The organism is Candidatus Njordibacter sp. Uisw_039, assembly GCF_047730075.1.
Classification (GTDB): Bacteria; Pseudomonadota; Gammaproteobacteria; order Pseudomonadales; family Balneatricaceae; genus Njordibacter.
Genome location: NZ_CP159831.1, coordinates 644,366 through 663,906 on the forward strand (window position 1 = coordinate 644,366; position 19,541 = coordinate 663,906).

Consider the following 19,541-nt stretch of genomic DNA (forward strand, 5'->3'; position numbering starts at 1 on the left):
CCCACGTTCTGCTCTCATTGCAGTTCGGTGGGCTTATTTTTTTAAGCTCAATTAAGCCATCATAGGAATCCACTATGTCTACTAGCCGTCGCGATTTTGCTCGCTTAATGGGAATTGCCGCCGTATCAGGTGTGTTGCCGACGCAAGGCTATGCAGCACAAAAACAACCGGCGGATATCTATGAGTTGCCTAATTTTGGCAATGCACGCTTGCTGCACATGACTGATTGTCATGGCCAGCTGAGCCCAGTTTACTTTCGTGAACCTAGCATCAACTTAGGTATTGGTGCGGCTTATGGAAAGGCGCCCCACTTGGTGGGCCACAAATTCCTTGACAATTTTGGCATCACCCCGGGATCTATGGAAGCCTACGCCTTCACCTATTTGGATTTTGAAAAAGCGGCGAAAGAGTATGGCAAGGTAGGTGGATTTGCCCACCTTAAAACCTTAGTTGACCGGCTGCGCAACAGCTACGGCAGTGAAAATACCTTATTGCTTGATGGGGGTGATTCGTGGCAGGGCTCTGGCATTAACTACAAATCCCGTGGTATGGATATGGTTCGGGCATCTAACTTGTTAGGTGTTGACATGATGACAGGCCACTGGGAATTCACATACCACCAACAAGAAATTTTACATAATATTAGTCAATTTAATGGTGAGTTTTTAGCGCAAAATGTGTTAATTACAGAAGATGCTTTATTTGACGGTGCGGATGACTATATATACGACGAAGACTCCATGCGTGTATTTAAGCCCTACAGCATTCGTGATATGGGTGGCGCTCGAGTGGCTATTATTGGGCAAGCATTTCCACGGGTAAAAATTGCCAACCCAGCACGATTTGTGCCTGATTGGAGTTTTGATATTAACGGCGACATGATGCAAGAATTGGTGGATGACTTACGTCAAAATCAAGGTGTAGATGCCGTGGTAGTGCTGTCGCACAACGGTATGGATGTAGATGTTGCTATGGCCCAGCGTGTTACAGGAATTGATGCCATTTTAGGAGGCCACACCCACGATGGTATACCTATACCTACCCGTGTGAAAAACAATGATCATACTACGCTAGTGTGTAATGTTGGTTCGAATGGTAAATTCCTAGGGGTATTAGACTTGGACATTGGCAAAGGCAGGGTGAAAGACTTCCGTTATCGTTTATTACCAGTGTTCTCAGACCTACTGCCAGCTAATAAAGACATGGCAACACTGATTGCTGCAGAACGTGCGCCTTATGCCAGTTGGATGGACGAAGAACTTGCCGTCGCAGATGAGACCCTGTACCGCCGTGGTAATTTTAATGGTACCTTTGATCAGGTTATTTGTGATGCTTTACGCAGTCACTACGACGCGCAAATTTCGTTGTCTCCTGGGTTCCGCTGGGGCACCAGTGTATTACAAGGCCAAACCATTACCATGGAACGGGTGCTAGACCAAACCTGTACTACTTATCCAGAGACCTATGCCCGTGACATGACTGGTGCAGATATCAAGCTCATTTTGGAAGACGTGGCTGATAATATCTTTAACCCAGAGCCATACCTACAATCTGGTGGTGACATGGTGCGTTTAGGGGGTTTAGATTACCGTTGCGATCCACTTGCAGCGATGGGCTCGCGCATCGACGAAATGCGTCTGGATAATGGCACTGTAATTGAAGCTAATAAAACCTATCGTGTTGCAGGATGGGCTACTGTAGGTTCACGCTCTGACGGTGATGATATTTGGGATATAGTGGCACACCATTTACGAGACCAACAAGAAGTTAAGATTAGTAAACTTAATACGCCTGCTTTGGTTAATGTTGCTGGTAATCCGGGTTATAAAGCATAGTGAGGTAGTTATGAATAAACGCATACAACTTACAATTATAGGGCCCTTTTTGAGTTTGGTTTTTGGCTTGATGAGTGCTTCAGTCAGTGCAGAAGAAATCACCATTAAAGCAGGTGAGTTGCGATTAAACGCTGTCTTAAATGTAGCTACGGATGCCATTAATGAAGGCCCATTGGTCTTGTTAGTGCATGGCACTCTTGCCCACAATGGCATGGAGATTATTACCAACTTGCAGGCATTGTTGGCTGATGAATCGCTAAACAGCCTTGCTATTAATTTAAGCCTTGGCATTGATGACCGCCACGGTGCTTACGATTGTGCCGTGCCTCATGAGCACCGTCATGAAGATGCGGTAGCTGAAATTGCCACTTGGGTTGAGTGGCTTAAGGGCCAAGGTGTAGACCAAATTCTGGTTGCAGGGCACTCAAGAGGTGGTGGTCAGGTTGCAGCCTATAGCCAAAACGCAGATGCAAATGTCCTAGGCCAAGTGTTAATAGCACCCTCGACTTGGAACCCAGAATATGTCAAAACGGCCTATTACAGCCGTTATCAAAAGCGTTTAGCCGATCTCATTGACGTGGCAAAACAACAACCCAGTAGTGGGTGGATGCCAGAGCCTACCGACTTTATTTACTGTAATAAAGCGCCTAAAGTGAGGGCGGCCAGCTTTCTATCCTATTATCAGCCAGCGCAAACACTCAATACCCCAGACCTGTTAGTTGAAGGTGGCCTGCACACTGTGATTTTGGCAGGGAGTGAGGATCAGGTAGTTAAGGACTTGCCGCAGCAATTAGAGCTTCTTGAATTCTTAAATGTAGAGTTTATCTTGGTGGATGGTGCAGATCATTACTTTCGCGACTTATATGCTGATGACATCGTAGAAGCTATGGTGGACGCCATAGTCACTTTGAATGAAGCAGATCAAAGTTAGATGAACAGTCGTTGGCGTGCAAAGCCATTACATTGGCTGTTGTTGATGCTCTGGTTACCCCTCGGGCATGCTAATGCTGAGGATGCTTTTCCAATGCTACAGGACAGCCGTTTACTGCAGCCAGATAGGGTATTGGTGTTGTTGGCAGAAGTTGAGAATTGTAGTTTTTGCAAACGTGTAAAAGATGACTTTTTATTGCCGTTAACGATGGACCCAGAATGGGCGCCGCTTTTCCAAGTAATGCTCATAGATCTTAATTCACAGCAAATGCTAACGGATTTTTCAGCACAAAGAATATCTCAACAAGACCTTGCGGCGGCCTTGTCTGCTGACTTTTCGCCAACCTTGATATTTCTTAACCCTCGTTCTGGAGAACGCATAGGTGAAGACATAGTGGGGTTAGTAACACCTGATTTTTATGGTTTTTATTTACAACAACAAATTGCTCAGTCCTATGATCTATTAACCGGGCAACTTTAACCCTTGGAGAGAATGATGACTATTTTACCAAAGTTTATGGCAGCCACTGTTGTGTTGGTGTCAGTTTTATCAGTGACCGGTGTTGCTCAAGCTGAGAATAAGCCTGTGGCGATCACCAAAGGCCTTAGTGCTGTAACCATCGCCCATGAAGGTGCTGCGGTGGAATTGATGCGCGTGCAAGATAACGCTAATACTATTACGCAAGATTTTGCTTTGACATCGCGTCCTTGCCCCCCATTTTGTATTCAGCCCATGGTGTTTGCGCCTGGTGTAGAAACCTTAGGTGAACTGGAAGTCATTGATCACTTAGTCCGTATGCAATCTGGTGAGGATATCTTGGTGATTGACTCACGTACACCAAATTGGGTTGAGAAAGGCACAATTCCTGGTGCTGTTAATATCTCTTGGGTTAGTCTAACCCCAGCCAAAGGCGCCACCACTGAAGGCATAATGGACATTATGCTTAATCAAATGGGTGTCACTTTAATAGGTGATGCTGACGAGTTTGAAGTTGACGAAGCCATTGTTAACGGTTCTGTTGCAGATGTATTCAATTACTCACAAGCCAAAACTCTAGTACTATTTTGTAATGGTATGTGGTGTGGGCAGTCACCTGCTTCGATGGCTAGCTTGTTACGCTTCGGTTATCCTGCTGATAAAATCAAGTGGTTTCGTGGTGGCATGCAAACTTGGCAAATATTGGGCCTGACCACTGTTAATTAGTCAAGAATAAGGCGTCATAACTGGTCATCACTATCTTGTATCTGTCGTTGTAAATGGCGTAGGCGAAAACACGTGCAACAGATCTGGAGTGCCCCATTATGTCCATCTTTGGGAATTATTACAGGCAGTATGCCATTCATGTTAAGGGTATGATAACCTAGCTTCTGATATTGGTAATAAAATATTACCAATTTAATAGTTAAGTATCAGGCCTTTTTTATGGATACCATATTAAGCACATCTGACACCCACTCTAAGCAAGGGTCTGAAGGTGGAGACGTGGCTGCACTAGTTAGCTCGCTACAGCTACTGCTGCCAGCATCAAGCATTATTATCTCAACAGAGAGCCAGAGGCCTTTTGAATGTGATGGCTTGGCTGTATACCAACAACTGCCTTTAGTCACGGTTATCCCAGAAACCGTGGACCAAGTGCAAGCCATCCTACGCCTCTGTCATCTACATCGTGTGCCCCTTGTACCAAGAGGTGCAGGCACTGGTCTATGTGCCGGTGCAATGCCCCATGCAGAAGGGGTCTTGTTGGTGATGAGCAAACTCGATAAGATTTTACACATTAACCAAAATACGGCCACCGCAACAGTCCAGCCCGGTGTTCGTAACTTAGCTTTAACAGATGCAGCCCAACCTTTTGGTCTCTACTACGCACCGGACCCATCCTCACAAATTGCCTGCACTATAGGCGGTAATGTGGCAGAAAATTCTGGTGGTGTTCATTGTCTGAAGTACGGCCTCACGGTCAATAATCTACTGCAAGTAACCATGATTACCATAGAAGGACAAGTGATCATTTTAGGCGGCGAAGGTTTAGACGAACCGGGCATGGATCTATTGAGTTTAGTTGTGGGTTCCGAAGGTTTGTTAGGTGTGGTGGTGGAAGCGAAGGTTAAATTGTTACCACGAGCCCCTAGAGTGCAAGTGCTTTTGGCTGCGTATGACAGCGTCACTGCAGCAGGTGATGCGGTGGCGGCCCTCATAGGGCAGGGCATCATACCAGCGGGTTTGGAAATGATGGATCATTTAGCTATCAGCGCTGCGGAAGATTTTGTAAAAGTTGGCTACCCTACGGACGCCCAAGCGCTACTTATTTGTGAGTTAGATGGCACTGATGCTGAAGTTGAAGAACAGCTTGCTGTGGTCAGTCAGTGTTTTACAGAGCACGGAGCCCACCATATTCGTATCGCTAAAGATGCAGCCGAAGCCGAAGCACTGTGGCAAGGGCGCAAAGCAGCCTTCCCTGCAGTAGGACGTATCTCACCAGATTATTATTGTATGGATGGCACTATACCGCGCGGCCAAGTGGGTTATGTGCTCACTCGTATAAGCGAACTATCCCGGAGTTACGGCCTCCGAGTTGCCAATGTTTTCCATGCAGGAGACGGTAATTTACACCCACTTATTTTATTTGACGCCAGTGTTGATGGTGAGCTTCAGCAAGCGGAATTATTAGGTGGGGATATTCTGACATTATGTGTTGATGTAGGTGGCACTATTACTGGTGAACATGGTGTTGGTTTAGAAAAAATGCAGCAAATGCCATACCAATTTGGCGACGCAGAACTGGCTCAGTTTAGACGTTTGAAGGCAGCCTTTGACAGTGAAGAGTTGTTAAATCCTGGGAAAGGCATTCCCACACTCAAATACTGCCAAGAATATCGGAGCTTGCAACATGGATGATTTAACTGCGCAGTTGGAGCAACAAATTCAACAGGCATACACCACTAAATCACCCCTTAAAATACAGGCTGGCAACACTAAAGCCTACCTTGGTCGAGACTCCTCTGGAGAAGTGGTTGATGTGGCTAATCATAGTGGTGTAATTAGCTATAGCCCTACGGAATTGGTGATTAGAGCGCGCGCCGGCACCAAAATTTCTCATCTCAACGATCTATTAAGCGAGCACCAACAACGATTACCTTTTGAGCCACCAAGCTTTGCCGGTGAAGCCACCATTGGTGGTACGGTGGCAGCAAATCAGACGGGTGCATCACGGCCATGGTTTGGAGGTGTTAAAGATAGTTTGCTAGGTTTAGGGCTTATAAATGGCTACGGTGAGACTATGCAGTTTGGTGGCCAGGTTATGAAAAACGTAGCAGGTTTTGATGTGACACGATTGCAGTGTGGCGCTATGGGCAGTTTAGGCCTTATTACAGACGTCTCCATAAAAGTATTACCAGAGTTTAAGACAGGCCATACGCTAACGTTTGAAATGACTGCAGAAGCTGCTCTACAGACTATGTTGCGATGGGCCAACCTTAGTTTACCCATTACTGGCATGAGCCACCTGCAGGGCCTGCTCTATGTGCGGTTGCAAGGTGGAGATAGCGGCGTTGCCTCGGCTAGTGAGTTTTTGGGCGGTGAGCAGCTTGTGCCAAAGGTTGCAAAAGAGTTTTGGCAAGCGGTAAGGGAAGGTCGTTTATTGCAGCCGCAGCATAACCAAATATTATGGCGCTGGAGTGGGTCAAGTGATGCGCCTATTCACGCCTTACCAGATACCTCTTTGATCAACTGGGCGGGATCTGAGCGTTGGGCACTAAAGGCGAGTTCAAGTACTCCAGCGGATGGTTTAATACAATACCAAGGGGGTGATCGATTGGCAGAGGTTTATGGTGCCATAAGCGCTCCCCAACAAGCCCTGCAAGAACGGATAAAACATGCATTTGACCCCCATGGGATTTTAAATGCCGGTCGCCTATATTCTTGGATGTAAACCATGAAAACAATTATTGCCAAAGAGTTTGCGGATCAGCCTCAATTTTCTCCTGTTAAAGGCATCTTACAAGCCTGCGTGCACTGTGGGTTTTGCACTGCCACCTGCCCAACCTACCTTATACTAGGAGACGAACGTGACAGCCCTCGTGGGCGTATTTACATGATGAAAGCCATGTTCGAGGGCGAACCCGTGACCCAAGAAACGCGCCATCATTTAGATCGATGTCTAACCTGTAGAAGCTGTGAAACAACGTGCCCCTCTGGGGTTGAATATAGCCATCTTGTGGATTTGGGCCGTGTGGTAGCAGAACAAAAAGCGCCACGTCCGATGGGTCAGCAGCTGGTTCGTTGGGGTTTACGTCAAGTGCTGCCCTATCGTTCCCGATTTGGTCCGATGCTTAAACTGGGGCAACTATTTCGGCCAGTGTTGCCTCAGGTGCTAAAACAGCATATCCCTCTATCATCCCCCAAGCTCACTATCCCAATAAGTAAGCATAAGCGCATCATGTTGAGTTTACCCGGTTGTGCCCAAGCGAGCGCTGCACCTAATACTGATATTGCTGCGGCACAGGTGCTAGACCAACTCGATATTACGTTAAAAGTACTTCATAAAAGTGGTTGTTGTGGTGCCGTTAATCATCATTTGAACGCCCATGACAAAGCCCTTGACCAAGCTAGGCATAATATTGATTTGGTGTGGCCAGAATTACAGGCAGGGGCCGAAGCCCTCGTGGTCACCGCCTCAGGTTGTGGCGCTGCCCTTCAAGAGTATGGCTACATGCTGCGTGATGACACAGCTTATGCGGACAAAGCCAAGCAAGTTTCGAAGGCCGCCAAAGACATCGTAGAAATTTTGGGCCAAGAAAACCTCGAACCTATCAAGGCTATGTTAAAGAAAGCACCAGATGTAGGCAAAGTTGCTGTGCATTGCCCATGTACCCAACAACATGCCATGCAACTGCCACACAAGGTAAAAGCATTATTAGACGACTTAGGTGTAGACACGGCAGCCACCAAAAATGACCACTTGTGCTGTGGCTCAGCAGGCACCTATTCGCTGCTACAACCAAACTTGAGTCACCAACTTCGCAGCCAAAAACTAAAGGACTTAACCTTAGATAGACCAAAGCTTATTGTCACTGCTAATATTGGTTGTCAGCTGCATCTAGGGGGTGTAGGAGACGTACCAGTAAAACATTGGCTGGAACTGTTAGTTGATCAATAGCGCAGCAAGTCTTTACCTAGTTTGACACACGTTAGGGGAATTAATTGGTATTATGTTAGTCTACATAAAGGAATCGTAGTGTTATTGTTAAGGAAAATCCCATGAAAAACATGATCCCAAAAGCCATCCAAACGGTCACTAAACAGCTTACTCTAAAGCTTACTTTAGCTGCAGTTGGTTTGACGTTAGCTAGCGGCGCTCAAGCCCAAACTATGCTGGTTAAAGTATTACAAGAATCCGACGAAATTATTTCTCAGGTATATAAAGAAGTGCCTATTAAATCGTGTAGAGTAGAACAAATTCCTATTTATGGCACTCAAGCTGGTGGTCAACAAGCCTCCACTGCCGACGTTGTGGCCAGCGCTATCTTTGGTGGCTTATTGGGCAACGCAGTTGGAGGCGGTAAGGGTAAAGATGCAGCCACACTGCTTGGAGCCATTGCCGGTGCAGACATGGCAAATAAAAAAGGTAAAAGTAAGCAAGTTATCGTGGGTCATAAACAACAAGAAGTATGTGATGTAGTGATGCAGCAGCGCTCTGTGAGCCAAGTGACTGGCTACAAAACCTACATCGAGTTTGGTGGCAATGTATGGCAAATGACCACCACTATTCCCTACACTACAGGTGAGTTTTTGAGCGTAAATGTTGATATAACGCCTGCCGAATAACCCTACTTTTTTAATGCTAGACCCAGCATGGCTGGGTCTGCATTGCCACCAGACAAAATTACTAATGTGGTTTTACCTTTTACCTTTAAGCTCTTATCTAAGATGGCTGCTAAGCCTACACATCCTCCAGGTTCCACTACAAGCTTTAATTGCTGCATACAAATAGCCATAGCTGCCAATACGTATTGGTCACTTACCGCTTTAGCTCCAGCCAAATAATGCTGCATTATTGGAAAAGTGAGCTCACCCACCATGGGCGTCACTATGGCATCACAGATAGAAATGGGTGGGTTTTTGTTGGCCAGGCGCTGGCCAGCAGATATAGATCGTGCGGCATCGTTATGGCCTTCAGGTTCTGCGCCCCAAAAGGTGACATCTGGGAAGTGATGTTTGAGTGCCGTGGCGCTACCCGTAATCAAACCACCACCACCAATGGGGCTAATAGCTTGGTCTGGCACTAAACCTAGCGCTTCTAGTTGATGGGCAGCTTCTAGACCTAGAGTACCTTGGCCAGCCATGATGTCTGCATCATTATAGGGTGGAATGAGTGTTAGATTATGCTGTTGTGCTAGTTGTTGACCGATAGCTTCTCGGTTTTCGGTGTTGCGATTGTATAGCACCACCTTACCGCCAAGAGCTTTAGTATTGGCAATTTTAATCTGTGGTGCGTCAGCAGGCATGATAATGGTGGCAGGCACACCAAAATGTGCCGCTGCCGCGGCTACGCCCTGAGCGTGGTTACCTGATGAATAAGCAACCACGCCCTTAAGTTGCTTGGTCTGGGCAAGTTTACTAAGTTTGTTGAAGGCGCCACGAAACTTGAACGAACCAGTGCGTTGTAGGTTTTCAGCTTTGAATAACACTCGTCCACCTAGTTGTTGATTCAGCATGGACGATTCAAGCAAAGGCGTCATCACTGCGTGGCCTTTGATACGCTGGCTAGCAGTGATAATGTTTTGATAATTTATTGCAAGCGAAGTCATAAAGGGGAATACCTGTTTTTTTTGACTGTTTAAACAACAAATAATAGCACCTCAGATGCTCCATGACTGCAAAAGCTCCTCCCCTTGGCAATCACCATTATATTCAACTGCCTAAGCCTCCGCCAATAAATGTAGCGTGTGAGATTGATAATGGTCACGGTATGACCTTGCCTTTGCAGGCGGGCGTAACCTTGCTACGTACCTCAAAATAAAACCTGTGTTATCATAGTTGATTGCGTTTCTATTTGCCGTCGCCTTATGACACTGACCAGCCGTCCAAAATCACGACTTAGGTTACCACCTAATAAACATCAGGTTAAACAAGAGTTAGCCCAAGATGTAGCACACTTTTTGGCGCGTGGCGGGAGTGTAGAGCAAGTAGAGCAAGGCGAAACGGCGCTAGTAAATGGCTGCTTTAATCAGCAACGTCCCGCTGTAGCTAGTCAGGCGCAAACACGTACGTTACTATCTTCTCAAGTTGAGGCTATTGAAAAGCGTAAAGAAGAGCGTCGTCAATCTAAACCAGCCCCCCTCAAGACCAACCGTCGACCCACCAAAAAGTGGATATACGACGATTTTGGTGAGCCCTTGCGTTGGGTTTGGGCTTAATAGCTTAGCCGGTATTGTATTAAGGAAGCCTAACCATGCAGTTTATTATTGCCGATGACCATCCTTTATTTCGTACTGCTATGGCTCATACGTTGCGGCAACGCTTTTCAGGTGCACAAATTTCGGAAGTGGGTAGCTTGCCAGAGCTCTTGAGTTTGTTGAAAACAGGCATAGAAGTAGACCTTCTTTTGCTCGATTTACATATTCCAGAGGCCCATGGGTTTACGGGGTTAGTGCAGGTAAACGAGCACTTTCCAGAGGTGCCCATTATGATCGTGTCGGGCAATGATCATTCAAGTGTCATACATAAAGCTGTGGCTCTAGGTGCGAGTGGTTTCTTACCTAAATCGTCCTCAAATGAAGATATTGCAGTGGCTATTGATGCTGTTGTGCAAGGCCAAGTTTGGATTCCTGCTAACTTGCCCGCGGTTGCAGTAGGGCTCGGAGACGAGCAAACTGCAGAACGCATAGCTTCGTTAACGCCACAACAATTGCGTGTATTAACAATGATTGGCGAAGGGTTGTACAACAAACAAATTGCATCAGAATTGTCGGTGACAGATGCTACTGTGAGGGCCCATGTGACTGAAATTTTCCGTAAATTGGGTGTCACTAATCGCACCCAAGCGGTTATATTTTTCAATCGGTTAAAAGTGGAAGATCCACACCATCAATCTATCTAAGCTAGCTCGGTTTGCCTAAGGCCTTTGGCTGACATCTGCTAAAGCAAGCGATTAATAAGCTTGCGCAATACCGCAGGCTTGAGTGGTTTTTGCACTAAACCAAAACCTGATTCTTTAATGAGATGTTTCATCTCATTACTACGATCTGCAGTAATCACGATGGCAGGGGTATCTTGATCCATTGCCTGTCTAATTTCTGCGATGGCGTCCGTGCCTAAAAGGCCTTGGTCTAAATGGTAATCTGCCAATATTAGTTGTGGCCAAGTTTCAGCAGGCATTGTGGCAATGAAGTCGAGACCCTGTTCTGCACTTGCTACGCAATGAACATCACAACCCCATAAACCTAACATAGATTGCATGCCTTGCTGAATGGTCACTTCATTGTCGATGACTAAGACTTTAAAGCCATTGAGTTGATAGTGGGTTGTTGGTGACTCGATAAGGGTATCTTGTATTTGTTTGAGTGCAGAATTGCCCCACGGAACCAGAATTGAGAACATAGAGCCACGCCCATAATTGGAAACAACCCGCAACTGGTGGGATAACGCGCCTGCTGTCCGTTGGGCAATAGCTAAACCTAAACCAATACCCTTTTGCTGGGCATGGGGGCCGGTTTCTAGGCGCTTAAACTCAATAAATATGTCATCTATGCGGTTTTCGGGTATGCCAAAACCAGTGTCCCATACTTGTATTTCTAAGCCCTGCTCTAATCTTCTACAGCCCAGCATTACCTTGCCTTTTTCGGTGTAACGCACGGCATTGGTTAGGAAGTTTTGCAACACACGGCGCAACATCTTAGGGTCGCTATAAAGTGTTGCTTGGCTGCATTGAAAATGAAAAGCTAAATCCTTTTGTTGACACACTACGGTAAATTCTGTGGCAAGTTGTTGCAGTAGCTGAGCTGCGCAAAAGTGTTGTAGCTGGGGCTCCGTGCCACCACCATCTAGCTTAGAGATTTCAATCAAATCACTAATTAACTGTTCAGCATTAGCCAAAGACGCATCTAAATGTTGCGAAAGTTGTTGGCTTTGAGGGTCTTCTTGTAAATCTGATTGGCGCTGTGCCAGTGCCGTAGAAAATAGTTTTGCGGCGTTTAAAGGTTGCATTAAGTCGTGGCTAGCGGCCGCTAAAAAGTGGGTTTTGCTTTGATGATTCGCGTCGGCTTGGGCCTTAGCCTGTTGTAATTCAAGGTTGACCTGTGACAGCGTGTCAGTACGATCATTAACTCGTTTTTCTAAGTTTTCGTTGGCTTCAATGAGGTCTTTTTCACTTTCTCTTAGCGCTAACTCGGCATGGTGCTGTTCGCTTATATCCACATAGGTATTAACATAACCACCATCGGGCATAGCGTGGCCCTGTACTTCGATCACAGTGCCATCTTCGCGGTAACGAATACTACGATGCTGTTCTCCACGCATAATCATCGCTATGCGCAGTTTAACAATTTGAGCAGGATCGATGGCACCGTATTCACCTTGTAGGGCGCTCAGGTGGATAATTTCTTCAATGGGGGTGCCTACCTTGACGGTGCCTTTAGGAAAATCAAATAGTTCTAAATACCGTTTATTCCACATCACAAGGTTGAGGTCTTTATCAATTACAGTGATGCCTTGGCTCACATTATCAATAGTTGCTTGCAGCAGACCTCGGTTAAAACTTACAGCCTTGGCCGCTTCGCCCACGATGGACACCACATCACTTAAATGCACATCTTTTTGGGTGAGACTAGATTCCACCACAGCTCTTGCAGAAGAGGTACCAATAATACCGCTTAGAGTGCGTTCAAAGTGGCGGATAAGTTGGGCATTGATGGGTGCATTTTTATGTAAGTCTAAGTGAGGTTCTCGAATAGCCAGCTGTTTTAACGATTCCATGGTGGCTCGGTAGCCCAAAAAGCGTTCGAGCAAGGTGAACAAATCATCGACTGAAAGGCCGCTATGATGGCGCTGACTTTCAATAAGCGCAGACTGAGATAAGGTGTCAACGAACAAGTCGGCTTGTATGCGATCAATTAGCCTAGGCGTACTAAACTTAGAAACGATGATATAGAACACCACGTTAAGGCTTAAACTAATAATGGTTGCGTGGGAGATAGGGTCCAGCTGTAAACCAAACAGTGCTGTAGGCCTCAGCCATTCGATACCAAAGGGGCCATGGCTGATAATGTTGCCAGAGAGGTGAAACAATCCAGTCAGGTTGGGTAACAATAAACAATATATCCAAGCAGTAAAGCCAGCTAGTAAACCCACAGTGGCGCCACGCACATGACCTCCGCGCCAGAAAATTCCACCAAACAAGGGTGGACCAAATTGCGCAACGGCTACAAATGCCGACAAACCAATAGACACCAGAGCCGTGCCACTGTCGATGAGTAAATAATAACCGTAGGCTAGGAGTAATACAGCAAAAATACTCAAGCGCCTTAAATTGAGCAGTAGACGACCCAAGTTTTTGTTTTGTGACACATCAACTGCGCGTACATGTAATATAAATGGCATGATAATGTCATTAGTAAGCATGGTGCTTATGGCTATGGTAGACACGGCGACCATACCCATGGCGGCAGAAACACCACCAATATATGCCAAGATAGCGAGGCCAGTTTGCCCCTCAGCCATAGGCATCATCAAAGAATACAAATCTGCATTAGTGGCGGTTCCAGCTAAAGCCTGACTGCCAGCCCAAGCAATAGGAATCATAAACACACACATGCTGATCATATAAAGAGGAAATAACCACCTTGCAGTGGTGATATGTTCTGCATTAGTATTTTCTACTGCCAACATATGAAATTGACGGGGTAGACAAATCACAGCAATGACACCTAACAAGATTTCAATAAGGAAGCTGGTACTAAATGGATTGAATGATGACAAACTACTGCGGTCTTTTTGTTGCTCTAATTGACTAAAAACGTCACCAAACCCATTGTTAATGACATAAGTTGCAAACAATCCGATGGTCACAAAAGCAATGAGCTTAACGAGGGATTCTACTGCAATAGCTAATACCATTCCTGGGTTATGGGCTGATGTGTCAACTTGGCGTGCGCCAAATAAAATACTAAAAATACCAATTAGAATGGCAATCATTAATACCGAAATATCTGCCTGGGACTCACGTAAACCATCTTGGGCCGTTAGTACCGCATAGCTTAGATCAATCGCTTTAAGTTGTAGGGCAATGTAGGGCAGTAGCCCCAAAGTGGCTATGAGGGTAACAATGACTGCGAGCCGCCTACTTTTACCATAACGGGAGGAAATAAAATCAGAAATAGAACCAATATTTTCATGCTGGGCAATAAGCACTATTTTGTAAATGACGCGATGACCCAGCAGGAATAAAAGTATTGGACCAATATAGGCGCCCAAGTAGTCCAATCCCGACGTGGAAGCTCTGCCCACAGAACCATAAAATGTCCAAGAGGTTAAAAAAACGCCCAAGGATAGGCTGTAGATAATGGCCTGAAGGTGTTGGTTTGCATAAGCCCTAAATGACAGAAGTTTATCTCCCAGCTTTGCTACACCAAGCAGTAGGGCAAAGTAAGCCAAAGAGATAAGTAAGAGTGAGCTGCTGCTGAACATAAATAGGGGGCTCAAATATAAGTGTTCGCTAGGGTAGCACGGTCAATGGTAGTCGGTCATTGGTAGGTTTAAAACTGCCAACTGGTCACCTCAAATTACAATTCATCAACTTAGACATAAGTATATGAACCGACATATATCTAATAGCAGCAAGGCCTGTCTGAGGTTACCTTATAAAAAACAAGTATATTCTAAAGCAGAGTCTATTATGACCCCCAGCTCGCAAAAACCGGCTTATCCGGCACCGGGACTAGATACCTTCCCCAAGCTATTGCAGCACAATGCGCGCATGTTCACTGATAAAGACGCCATGCGTGAAAAAGAATTTGGCATTTGGCAGTCATGGACTTGGAGCCAGGTGGCAGACGAAGTTGAGCGGTTTGCCCTTGGTTTGCAAGCTAACGGCGTTAAAGCTGGTGATGTCGTATTGATTGTGAGTGGCAATCGCCCGCGCACTTATTGGACTATGTGTGCTGTGCAATCTCTAGGCGCTGTGCCTGTGCCTACTTACCATGATTCGGTAGCAAGTGAGATGCAATTTGTGATTGAGCATTCTGAAGCTCGAGTGATCGTGGCTGAAGACCAAGAACAAGTAGATAAAATTTTAGATGTGAAAGATCGTTGCCCAGCAGTGGAGTTGGTCATTTATGATGACCCTAGAGGTATGAAGGGTTATGACCCAGAAGTAGTCGAAATCCAAGATTTTGTTACTATACAAGAACAAGGTGAAGCGATTCGGAAAAAGAATCCTAACCAATTCCAAGATCTTGTTAGTAAAGGTAAGGGGGAGGATATATCTATTATCCTTTATACCTCGGGTACCACTGGCAAGCCTAAGGGCGTGGTGTTGACCTACGATAACACCCTGCTCACAGGCTACTATGGCGGTTTGCTTGAAGGCCTTACTGAAAACGAAGAAATACTAGCCTATTTGCCCGTGGCCTGGATTGGCGACCACATCTTCTCTTATGCCCAATCTTATGCCCTGGGTTTTTGTGTTAACTGTGCAGAAAGTTCTGAGACTGTAGCTGCAGACATGCGCGAAATTGGCCCTACCTACTATTTCGCCCCACCTAGGGTGTTTGAAAGCTTATTGACTAACGTGCAGATACGCATGGAAGATGCAGCGCCATTTAAACGCACAATGTTCAAATATTTTATGCAAGTGGCTAAGGAAACGGGTATTAAATTATTAGAAAATAAGCCAGTGAGCATTCTCGATCGTATTAAATACGCCCTAGGTAATGCCTTGGTGTATGCGCCCCTTAAAGATGCCTTGGGTATGGGCCGTGTGCGTTTAGCCTATACCGCAGGCGAAGCCATTGGTGGTGAGATTTTTGATTTCTACCGGTCCTTAGGCATCAACATTAAGCAGCTTTATGGCCAAACTGAATCATCAGTGTTTATTACAGTGCAGCCGGATGGAGAGGTTTTCCCAGACACAGTGGGCACTCCAAGTCCAGGTGTTGAGCTGAAAATTGCTGATAATGGCGAAGTAATCTATCGCAGTCCGGGTGCTTTTCACAGTTATTTTAAAAACCCTGAATCTACAGCATCCACGAAAACGTCTGAAGGTTGGGTGCACACAGGTGATGCTGGCTTTATGACTCCAAATGGCCACTTGCGCATTATCGATCGAGCCAAAGATGTGGGAACTTTTAATAGCGGCAAGATGTTCGCACCTAAATACATTGAAAATAAACTCAAATTTTTCCCTCATATTCAAGAAGCCGTAACCTTTGGTGATGGTCGTGATGACTGCATGGTCTTCATCAATATAGATTTAAGTGCGGTGGGTAACTGGGCCGAAAGAAACAACATAGCCTATGCGTCTTATCAAGAACTAGCCGCACACCCTGAAGTTAACAAAATGGTTGCCCAAAGCGTTTCTGAGGTGAATAAATCTTTGCTGGACGACGAAATGTTGGCCCATTCACAAATTAGCCGCTTCCTGATTTTACACAAAGAGCTGGACGCTGATGACGGTGAATTAACCCGCACAAAAAAGGTCAAGCGCAAGCTTATTAACGACCGTTACAAGGTGCTGATTGATGCCCTGTATGAAGGTAAAACTCAATGTTTTATTGAAACCGAAGTGGCTTTTGAAGATGGTCGCGTTGGTAAGATTTCCGGTGACATCAGTATCCATGATGCCAAAACTTATAACCCAGTAGCCCAAGTGAGCTGAGCCATGACTGAACCATTACAACGAATGGAAGCGGCCTCAAAACTGCTAGAGCTAAAGAATATTGACTTGTCTTTTGGTGGTGTCAAAGCCATCAGCAATATTAGCTTTGACGTCATGGAAGGCGAAGTCCGCGCCATCATTGGTCCCAATGGAGCTGGTAAAAGCTCCTTGCTTAATGTCATCAACGGCTTCTATCACCCCCAACAAGGCGAAATTTGGTTTGACGGTAAGCAGCGTCATTCCATGAAGCCTTATCAAATTGCTTACCAAGGCATTGCGCGCACCTTCCAAAACATTGCCTTGTTTAAAGGCATGAGTGTGTTGGACAACATTATGACTGGGCGCTTTACCCACATGCATAAAAATATTTTGTGGCAAGCTCTGTGGAAAGGCCCGGCAGAACAAGAAGAAATTGAAAACCGTGAGTTTGTTGAGCACATTATTGATTTTTTAGAGATTCAAGCGATTCGTAAAACCCCTGTGGGGCGCTTGCCTTACGGTTTACAAAAGCGTGTTGAGTTGGGTCGTGCCTTAGCTGCACAACCAAAAATGCTGTTACTTGATGAACCCATGGCGGGTATGAACGTAGAGGAAAAAGAGGACATGTGCCGCTTTATCTTAGACGTCAACGACACTTTTGGCACCACCATTGCCCTCATTGAACATGACATGGGTGTAGTGATGGACATAGCAGACCGTGTAGTAGTGTTAGATTATGGCCGAAAAATTGGTGATGGCACCCCAGAAGTGGTGCGTAACGATCAAACTGTAATTGATGCCTATCTTGGCGTGAGTCATTAAAGGGATTATGTATGAGTGCTGATTTTTTATATACCATCGAAGTGATACTCAACGGCCTAATGGCGGGTGTGATGTATTCTTTGGTGGCCCTTGGCTTTGTGCTGATTTTTAAGGCCTCTGGAATTTTTAACTATGCGCAAGGGGTAATGGCGTTATTTGCTGCCCTTACATTGGTGGGTATTCAAACTGGACAAATACCTTTTGCGCACCTTATTAATGCCATTTTTGGCACCAATGTGCATCACTTTGGATGGCAGGTGCCTACAGTATTAGCTATTGCTTTAACGATAGGTGTGATGGTGGTGTTTGCCATTATCGTAGAACGTTACATATTGCATCACTTAGTTAACCAAGAGCCTATTATTTTGTTTATGGCCACCATTGGGTTAGCTTACTTTATGGAAGGTTTTGGCGACATCATGTGGGGCAGTGACATTAAAACCTTGGATGTGGGGTTGCCCTCTGGCGGCTCGCTTTGGTTAGAGGAGTTCACCTTAGGTTGGGCCGCAGAAGGCGAGCAGTATTACGGTATGTACCTCGACAAACTCGATATGGTGGCCAGCTTAGTAGCCATAGTGTTAGTGGTTTCATTAACGATATTTAGCCAATACACCACCACTGGACGTGCCCTACGAGCAGTGGCAGATGACCATCAGGCTGCCTTGTCTGTGGGTATTTCCCTGCGCACCATCTGGGTGATTGTTTGGTCTATAGCGGGTTTTGTGGCTTTAGTCGCAGGTATTATGTGGGGTGCTAAATCTGGTGTGCAGTTCTCACTTTCTCTAATCGCCTTAAAAGCTTTGCCGGTATTAATATTGGGTGGTTTTACCTCCATCCCAGGCGCTATTATCGGTGGTTTGATTATTGGTGTAGGCGAGAAATTATTTGAGTATACCATTGGCCCATTAGTTGGTGGAGCCACGGAAAACTGGTTTGCTTATGTGCTGGCTCTGATGTTCCTTGTGTTTAGACCACAAGGGTTATTTGGCGAAAAGATTATAGAAAGGGTGTAACAGATGTTTTATCGCGAATCTGGTGATTTTAAAAAGACTTACCAAAAAGACAGCCAAACCTTTCCTATCAAGTTTGACCGCTGGCGCTATTATTTTGTGATGTTGGTGGCCTTCATTGTCATCCCCATGTTTCTTACGGACTATACCGCCAATGCCGTGATGATTCCTTTTTTAGTCTGGTCTATTGCTGCCCTAGGGCTTAATATTTTGGTAGGTTATTGCGGCCAGTTATCCTTAGGTACTGGTGGATTTATGGCCGTAGGCGCTTACGCCACCTATAAGTTGATGACTGCATTTCCAGGTATGGACATGGTTAGCGTCATCCTGCTATCGGGGTTAATAACCGCAGCAGTAGGGGCCTTGTTTGGTTTGCCTAGTTTGCGAATTAAAGGTTTCTACCTTGCTGTAGCCACTCTGGCAGCACAGTTCTTCTTGGTATGGTTACTGAATAAAGTGCCTTGGTTTTATAACAACTCATCGTCTGGTCAAATCAGCGCGCCAGAGCGTGAGTTGTTTGGCGTTATCGTTACCGGGCCCCATGCAACTCCGGTTGCGGCTTATTTGTTCTGTTTAATCTTTGCTGTAGGTGTAGCTTGGGTTGCACGCAATCTCACCCGTGGACGTCTGGGGCGAAGCTGGATGGCTATTCGAGATATGGACATTGCAGCCGAGATCATTGGTGTCAATCCGTTGATGGCTAAGCTCTCAGCTTTTGCTGTGTCGTCTTTCTTTGTGGGCATCTCAGGTGCTTTGTTGTTTTCTGTTTATTTTGGTGCAGCAGAAGTGACCGATACCTTTGGTATTAGCGTGTCTTTTTCTGTGTTGTTTATGATCATCATAGGTGGCCTCGGTTCAATCTTTGGTAGTTTCGTGGGTGCAGCATTTATGGTGCTAATGCCCGTCTTACTAAAGAATGTATTGGTCGGTGGTATGGGTTGGCCTACGGATTTGGCAGCTCATTTTGAGTACATCATTGTCGGTGGCCTCATCTTATTATTCCTTATTGTAGAACCTCACGGGCTGGCACAAATGGCTCGCGTTTTAAAAGAGAAATTACGGCTTTGGCCGTTCCCACACTAGGTTGGTTACAT

Annotated in this window: 17 protein-coding genes; 15 read left to right on the forward strand and 2 right to left on the reverse strand. The window is 45.7% G+C overall.

Annotation, left to right across the window (positions count from 1 at the left end; genetic code table 11):
- Positions 1-74 precede the first annotated feature (74 nt).
- The 8 genes from soxB (at position 75) to ABXT70_RS03105 (ending at position 8,589) form a co-directional block, all read left to right on the forward strand.
- Positions 75-1,835 (forward strand): thiosulfohydrolase SoxB, encoded by a 1,761-nt coding sequence (gene soxB / locus ABXT70_RS03070; RefSeq protein WP_443641714.1) that lies wholly within the window; start codon positions 75-77, stop codon positions 1,833-1,835.
- Between the two features lie 10 nt (positions 1,836-1,845).
- Positions 1,846-2,766 carry an alpha/beta hydrolase gene (locus ABXT70_RS03075; RefSeq protein ID WP_443641715.1) on the forward strand — a complete coding sequence of 307 codons (921 nt, stop codon included), beginning with the start codon at positions 1,846-1,848 and terminating at the stop codon, positions 2,764-2,766.
- Complete coding sequence (locus ABXT70_RS03080; RefSeq protein WP_443641716.1) at positions 2,767-3,246, forward strand: hypothetical protein; 480 nt, start codon at positions 2,767-2,769, stop codon at positions 3,244-3,246.
- Between the two features lie 12 nt (positions 3,247-3,258).
- Entirely contained in the window at positions 3,259-3,969 is a 711-nt protein-coding gene (locus tag ABXT70_RS03085) for a rhodanese-like domain-containing protein (RefSeq protein WP_443641717.1), read from the forward strand.
- Between the two features lie 219 nt (positions 3,970-4,188).
- The gene (locus ABXT70_RS03090) at positions 4,189-5,661 is read left to right on the forward strand and encodes an FAD-linked oxidase C-terminal domain-containing protein (protein ID WP_443641718.1); all 1,473 of its coding nucleotides are present in this window, start codon (positions 4,189-4,191) and stop codon (positions 5,659-5,661) included.
- Positions 5,654-6,694: a glycolate oxidase subunit GlcE gene (gene glcE, locus ABXT70_RS03095; protein ID WP_443641719.1), complete on the forward strand. Its 1,041-nt coding sequence runs from the start codon at positions 5,654-5,656 to the stop codon at positions 6,692-6,694. Before ABXT70_RS03090 ends, glcE begins: the two co-directional genes overlap by 8 nt.
- A gap of 3 nt (positions 6,695-6,697) precedes the next feature.
- Complete coding sequence (glcF, locus tag ABXT70_RS03100; RefSeq protein WP_443641720.1) at positions 6,698-7,921, forward strand: glycolate oxidase subunit GlcF; 1,224 nt, start codon at positions 6,698-6,700, stop codon at positions 7,919-7,921.
- A 101-nt stretch (positions 7,922-8,022) separates the two neighbouring features.
- Positions 8,023-8,589, forward strand: a complete 567-nt coding sequence (locus tag ABXT70_RS03105) for a glycine zipper 2TM domain-containing protein (RefSeq protein ID WP_443641721.1) — start codon at positions 8,023-8,025, stop codon at positions 8,587-8,589.
- A gap of 2 nt (positions 8,590-8,591) precedes the next feature.
- Here ABXT70_RS03105 and ABXT70_RS03110 read toward each other — a convergent pair whose 3' ends face one another.
- Complete coding sequence (locus ABXT70_RS03110; protein ID WP_443641722.1) at positions 8,592-9,572, reverse strand: threonine ammonia-lyase; 981 nt, start codon at positions 9,570-9,572, stop codon at positions 8,592-8,594.
- Positions 9,573-9,634: 62 nt separating this feature from the next.
- Between ABXT70_RS03110 and ABXT70_RS03115 the strand changes: the two genes are divergently transcribed.
- The 3 genes from ABXT70_RS03115 to ABXT70_RS03125 are packed head-to-tail and all read left to right on the forward strand — an operon-like array spanning position 9,635 to position 10,864.
- Positions 9,635-9,784 (forward strand): hypothetical protein, encoded by a 150-nt coding sequence (locus ABXT70_RS03115; protein WP_443641723.1) that lies wholly within the window; start codon positions 9,635-9,637, stop codon positions 9,782-9,784.
- 46 nt (positions 9,785-9,830) lie between these two features.
- On the forward strand, positions 9,831-10,181 hold the full coding sequence (locus tag ABXT70_RS03120) for a hypothetical protein (RefSeq protein ID WP_443641724.1): 351 nt from the start codon (positions 9,831-9,833) through the stop codon (positions 10,179-10,181).
- A gap of 35 nt (positions 10,182-10,216) precedes the next feature.
- Positions 10,217-10,864, forward strand: coding sequence for a response regulator (locus ABXT70_RS03125; RefSeq protein ID WP_443641725.1), 648 nt, complete (start codon positions 10,217-10,219; stop codon positions 10,862-10,864).
- A gap of 38 nt (positions 10,865-10,902) precedes the next feature.
- Here the strand turns inward: ABXT70_RS03125 and ABXT70_RS03130 are convergent, their stop codons facing one another.
- Positions 10,903-14,448: a hybrid sensor histidine kinase/response regulator gene (locus ABXT70_RS03130; RefSeq protein WP_443641726.1), complete on the reverse strand. Its 3,546-nt coding sequence runs from the start codon at positions 14,446-14,448 to the stop codon at positions 10,903-10,905.
- Between the two features lie 208 nt (positions 14,449-14,656).
- On the opposite strand from ABXT70_RS03130, the gene ABXT70_RS03135 reads away from it, so the two are divergent.
- From ABXT70_RS03135 to ABXT70_RS03150, 4 genes are read left to right on the forward strand one after another with little or no spacing between them, the layout of a single operon-like run.
- The gene (locus ABXT70_RS03135) at positions 14,657-16,636 is read left to right on the forward strand and encodes an AMP-binding protein (RefSeq protein WP_443641727.1); all 1,980 of its coding nucleotides are present in this window, start codon (positions 14,657-14,659) and stop codon (positions 16,634-16,636) included.
- Between the two features lie 3 nt (positions 16,637-16,639).
- Positions 16,640-17,437: an ABC transporter ATP-binding protein gene (locus tag ABXT70_RS03140; RefSeq protein ID WP_443641728.1), complete on the forward strand. Its 798-nt coding sequence runs from the start codon at positions 16,640-16,642 to the stop codon at positions 17,435-17,437.
- A gap of 11 nt (positions 17,438-17,448) precedes the next feature.
- Positions 17,449-18,450: a branched-chain amino acid ABC transporter permease gene (locus tag ABXT70_RS03145; protein WP_443641729.1), complete on the forward strand. Its 1,002-nt coding sequence runs from the start codon at positions 17,449-17,451 to the stop codon at positions 18,448-18,450.
- A gap of 3 nt (positions 18,451-18,453) precedes the next feature.
- Positions 18,454-19,530 carry a branched-chain amino acid ABC transporter permease gene (locus ABXT70_RS03150; RefSeq protein WP_443641731.1) on the forward strand — a complete coding sequence of 359 codons (1,077 nt, stop codon included), beginning with the start codon at positions 18,454-18,456 and terminating at the stop codon, positions 19,528-19,530.
- The last annotated feature ends 11 nt before the right edge of the window (positions 19,531-19,541 follow it).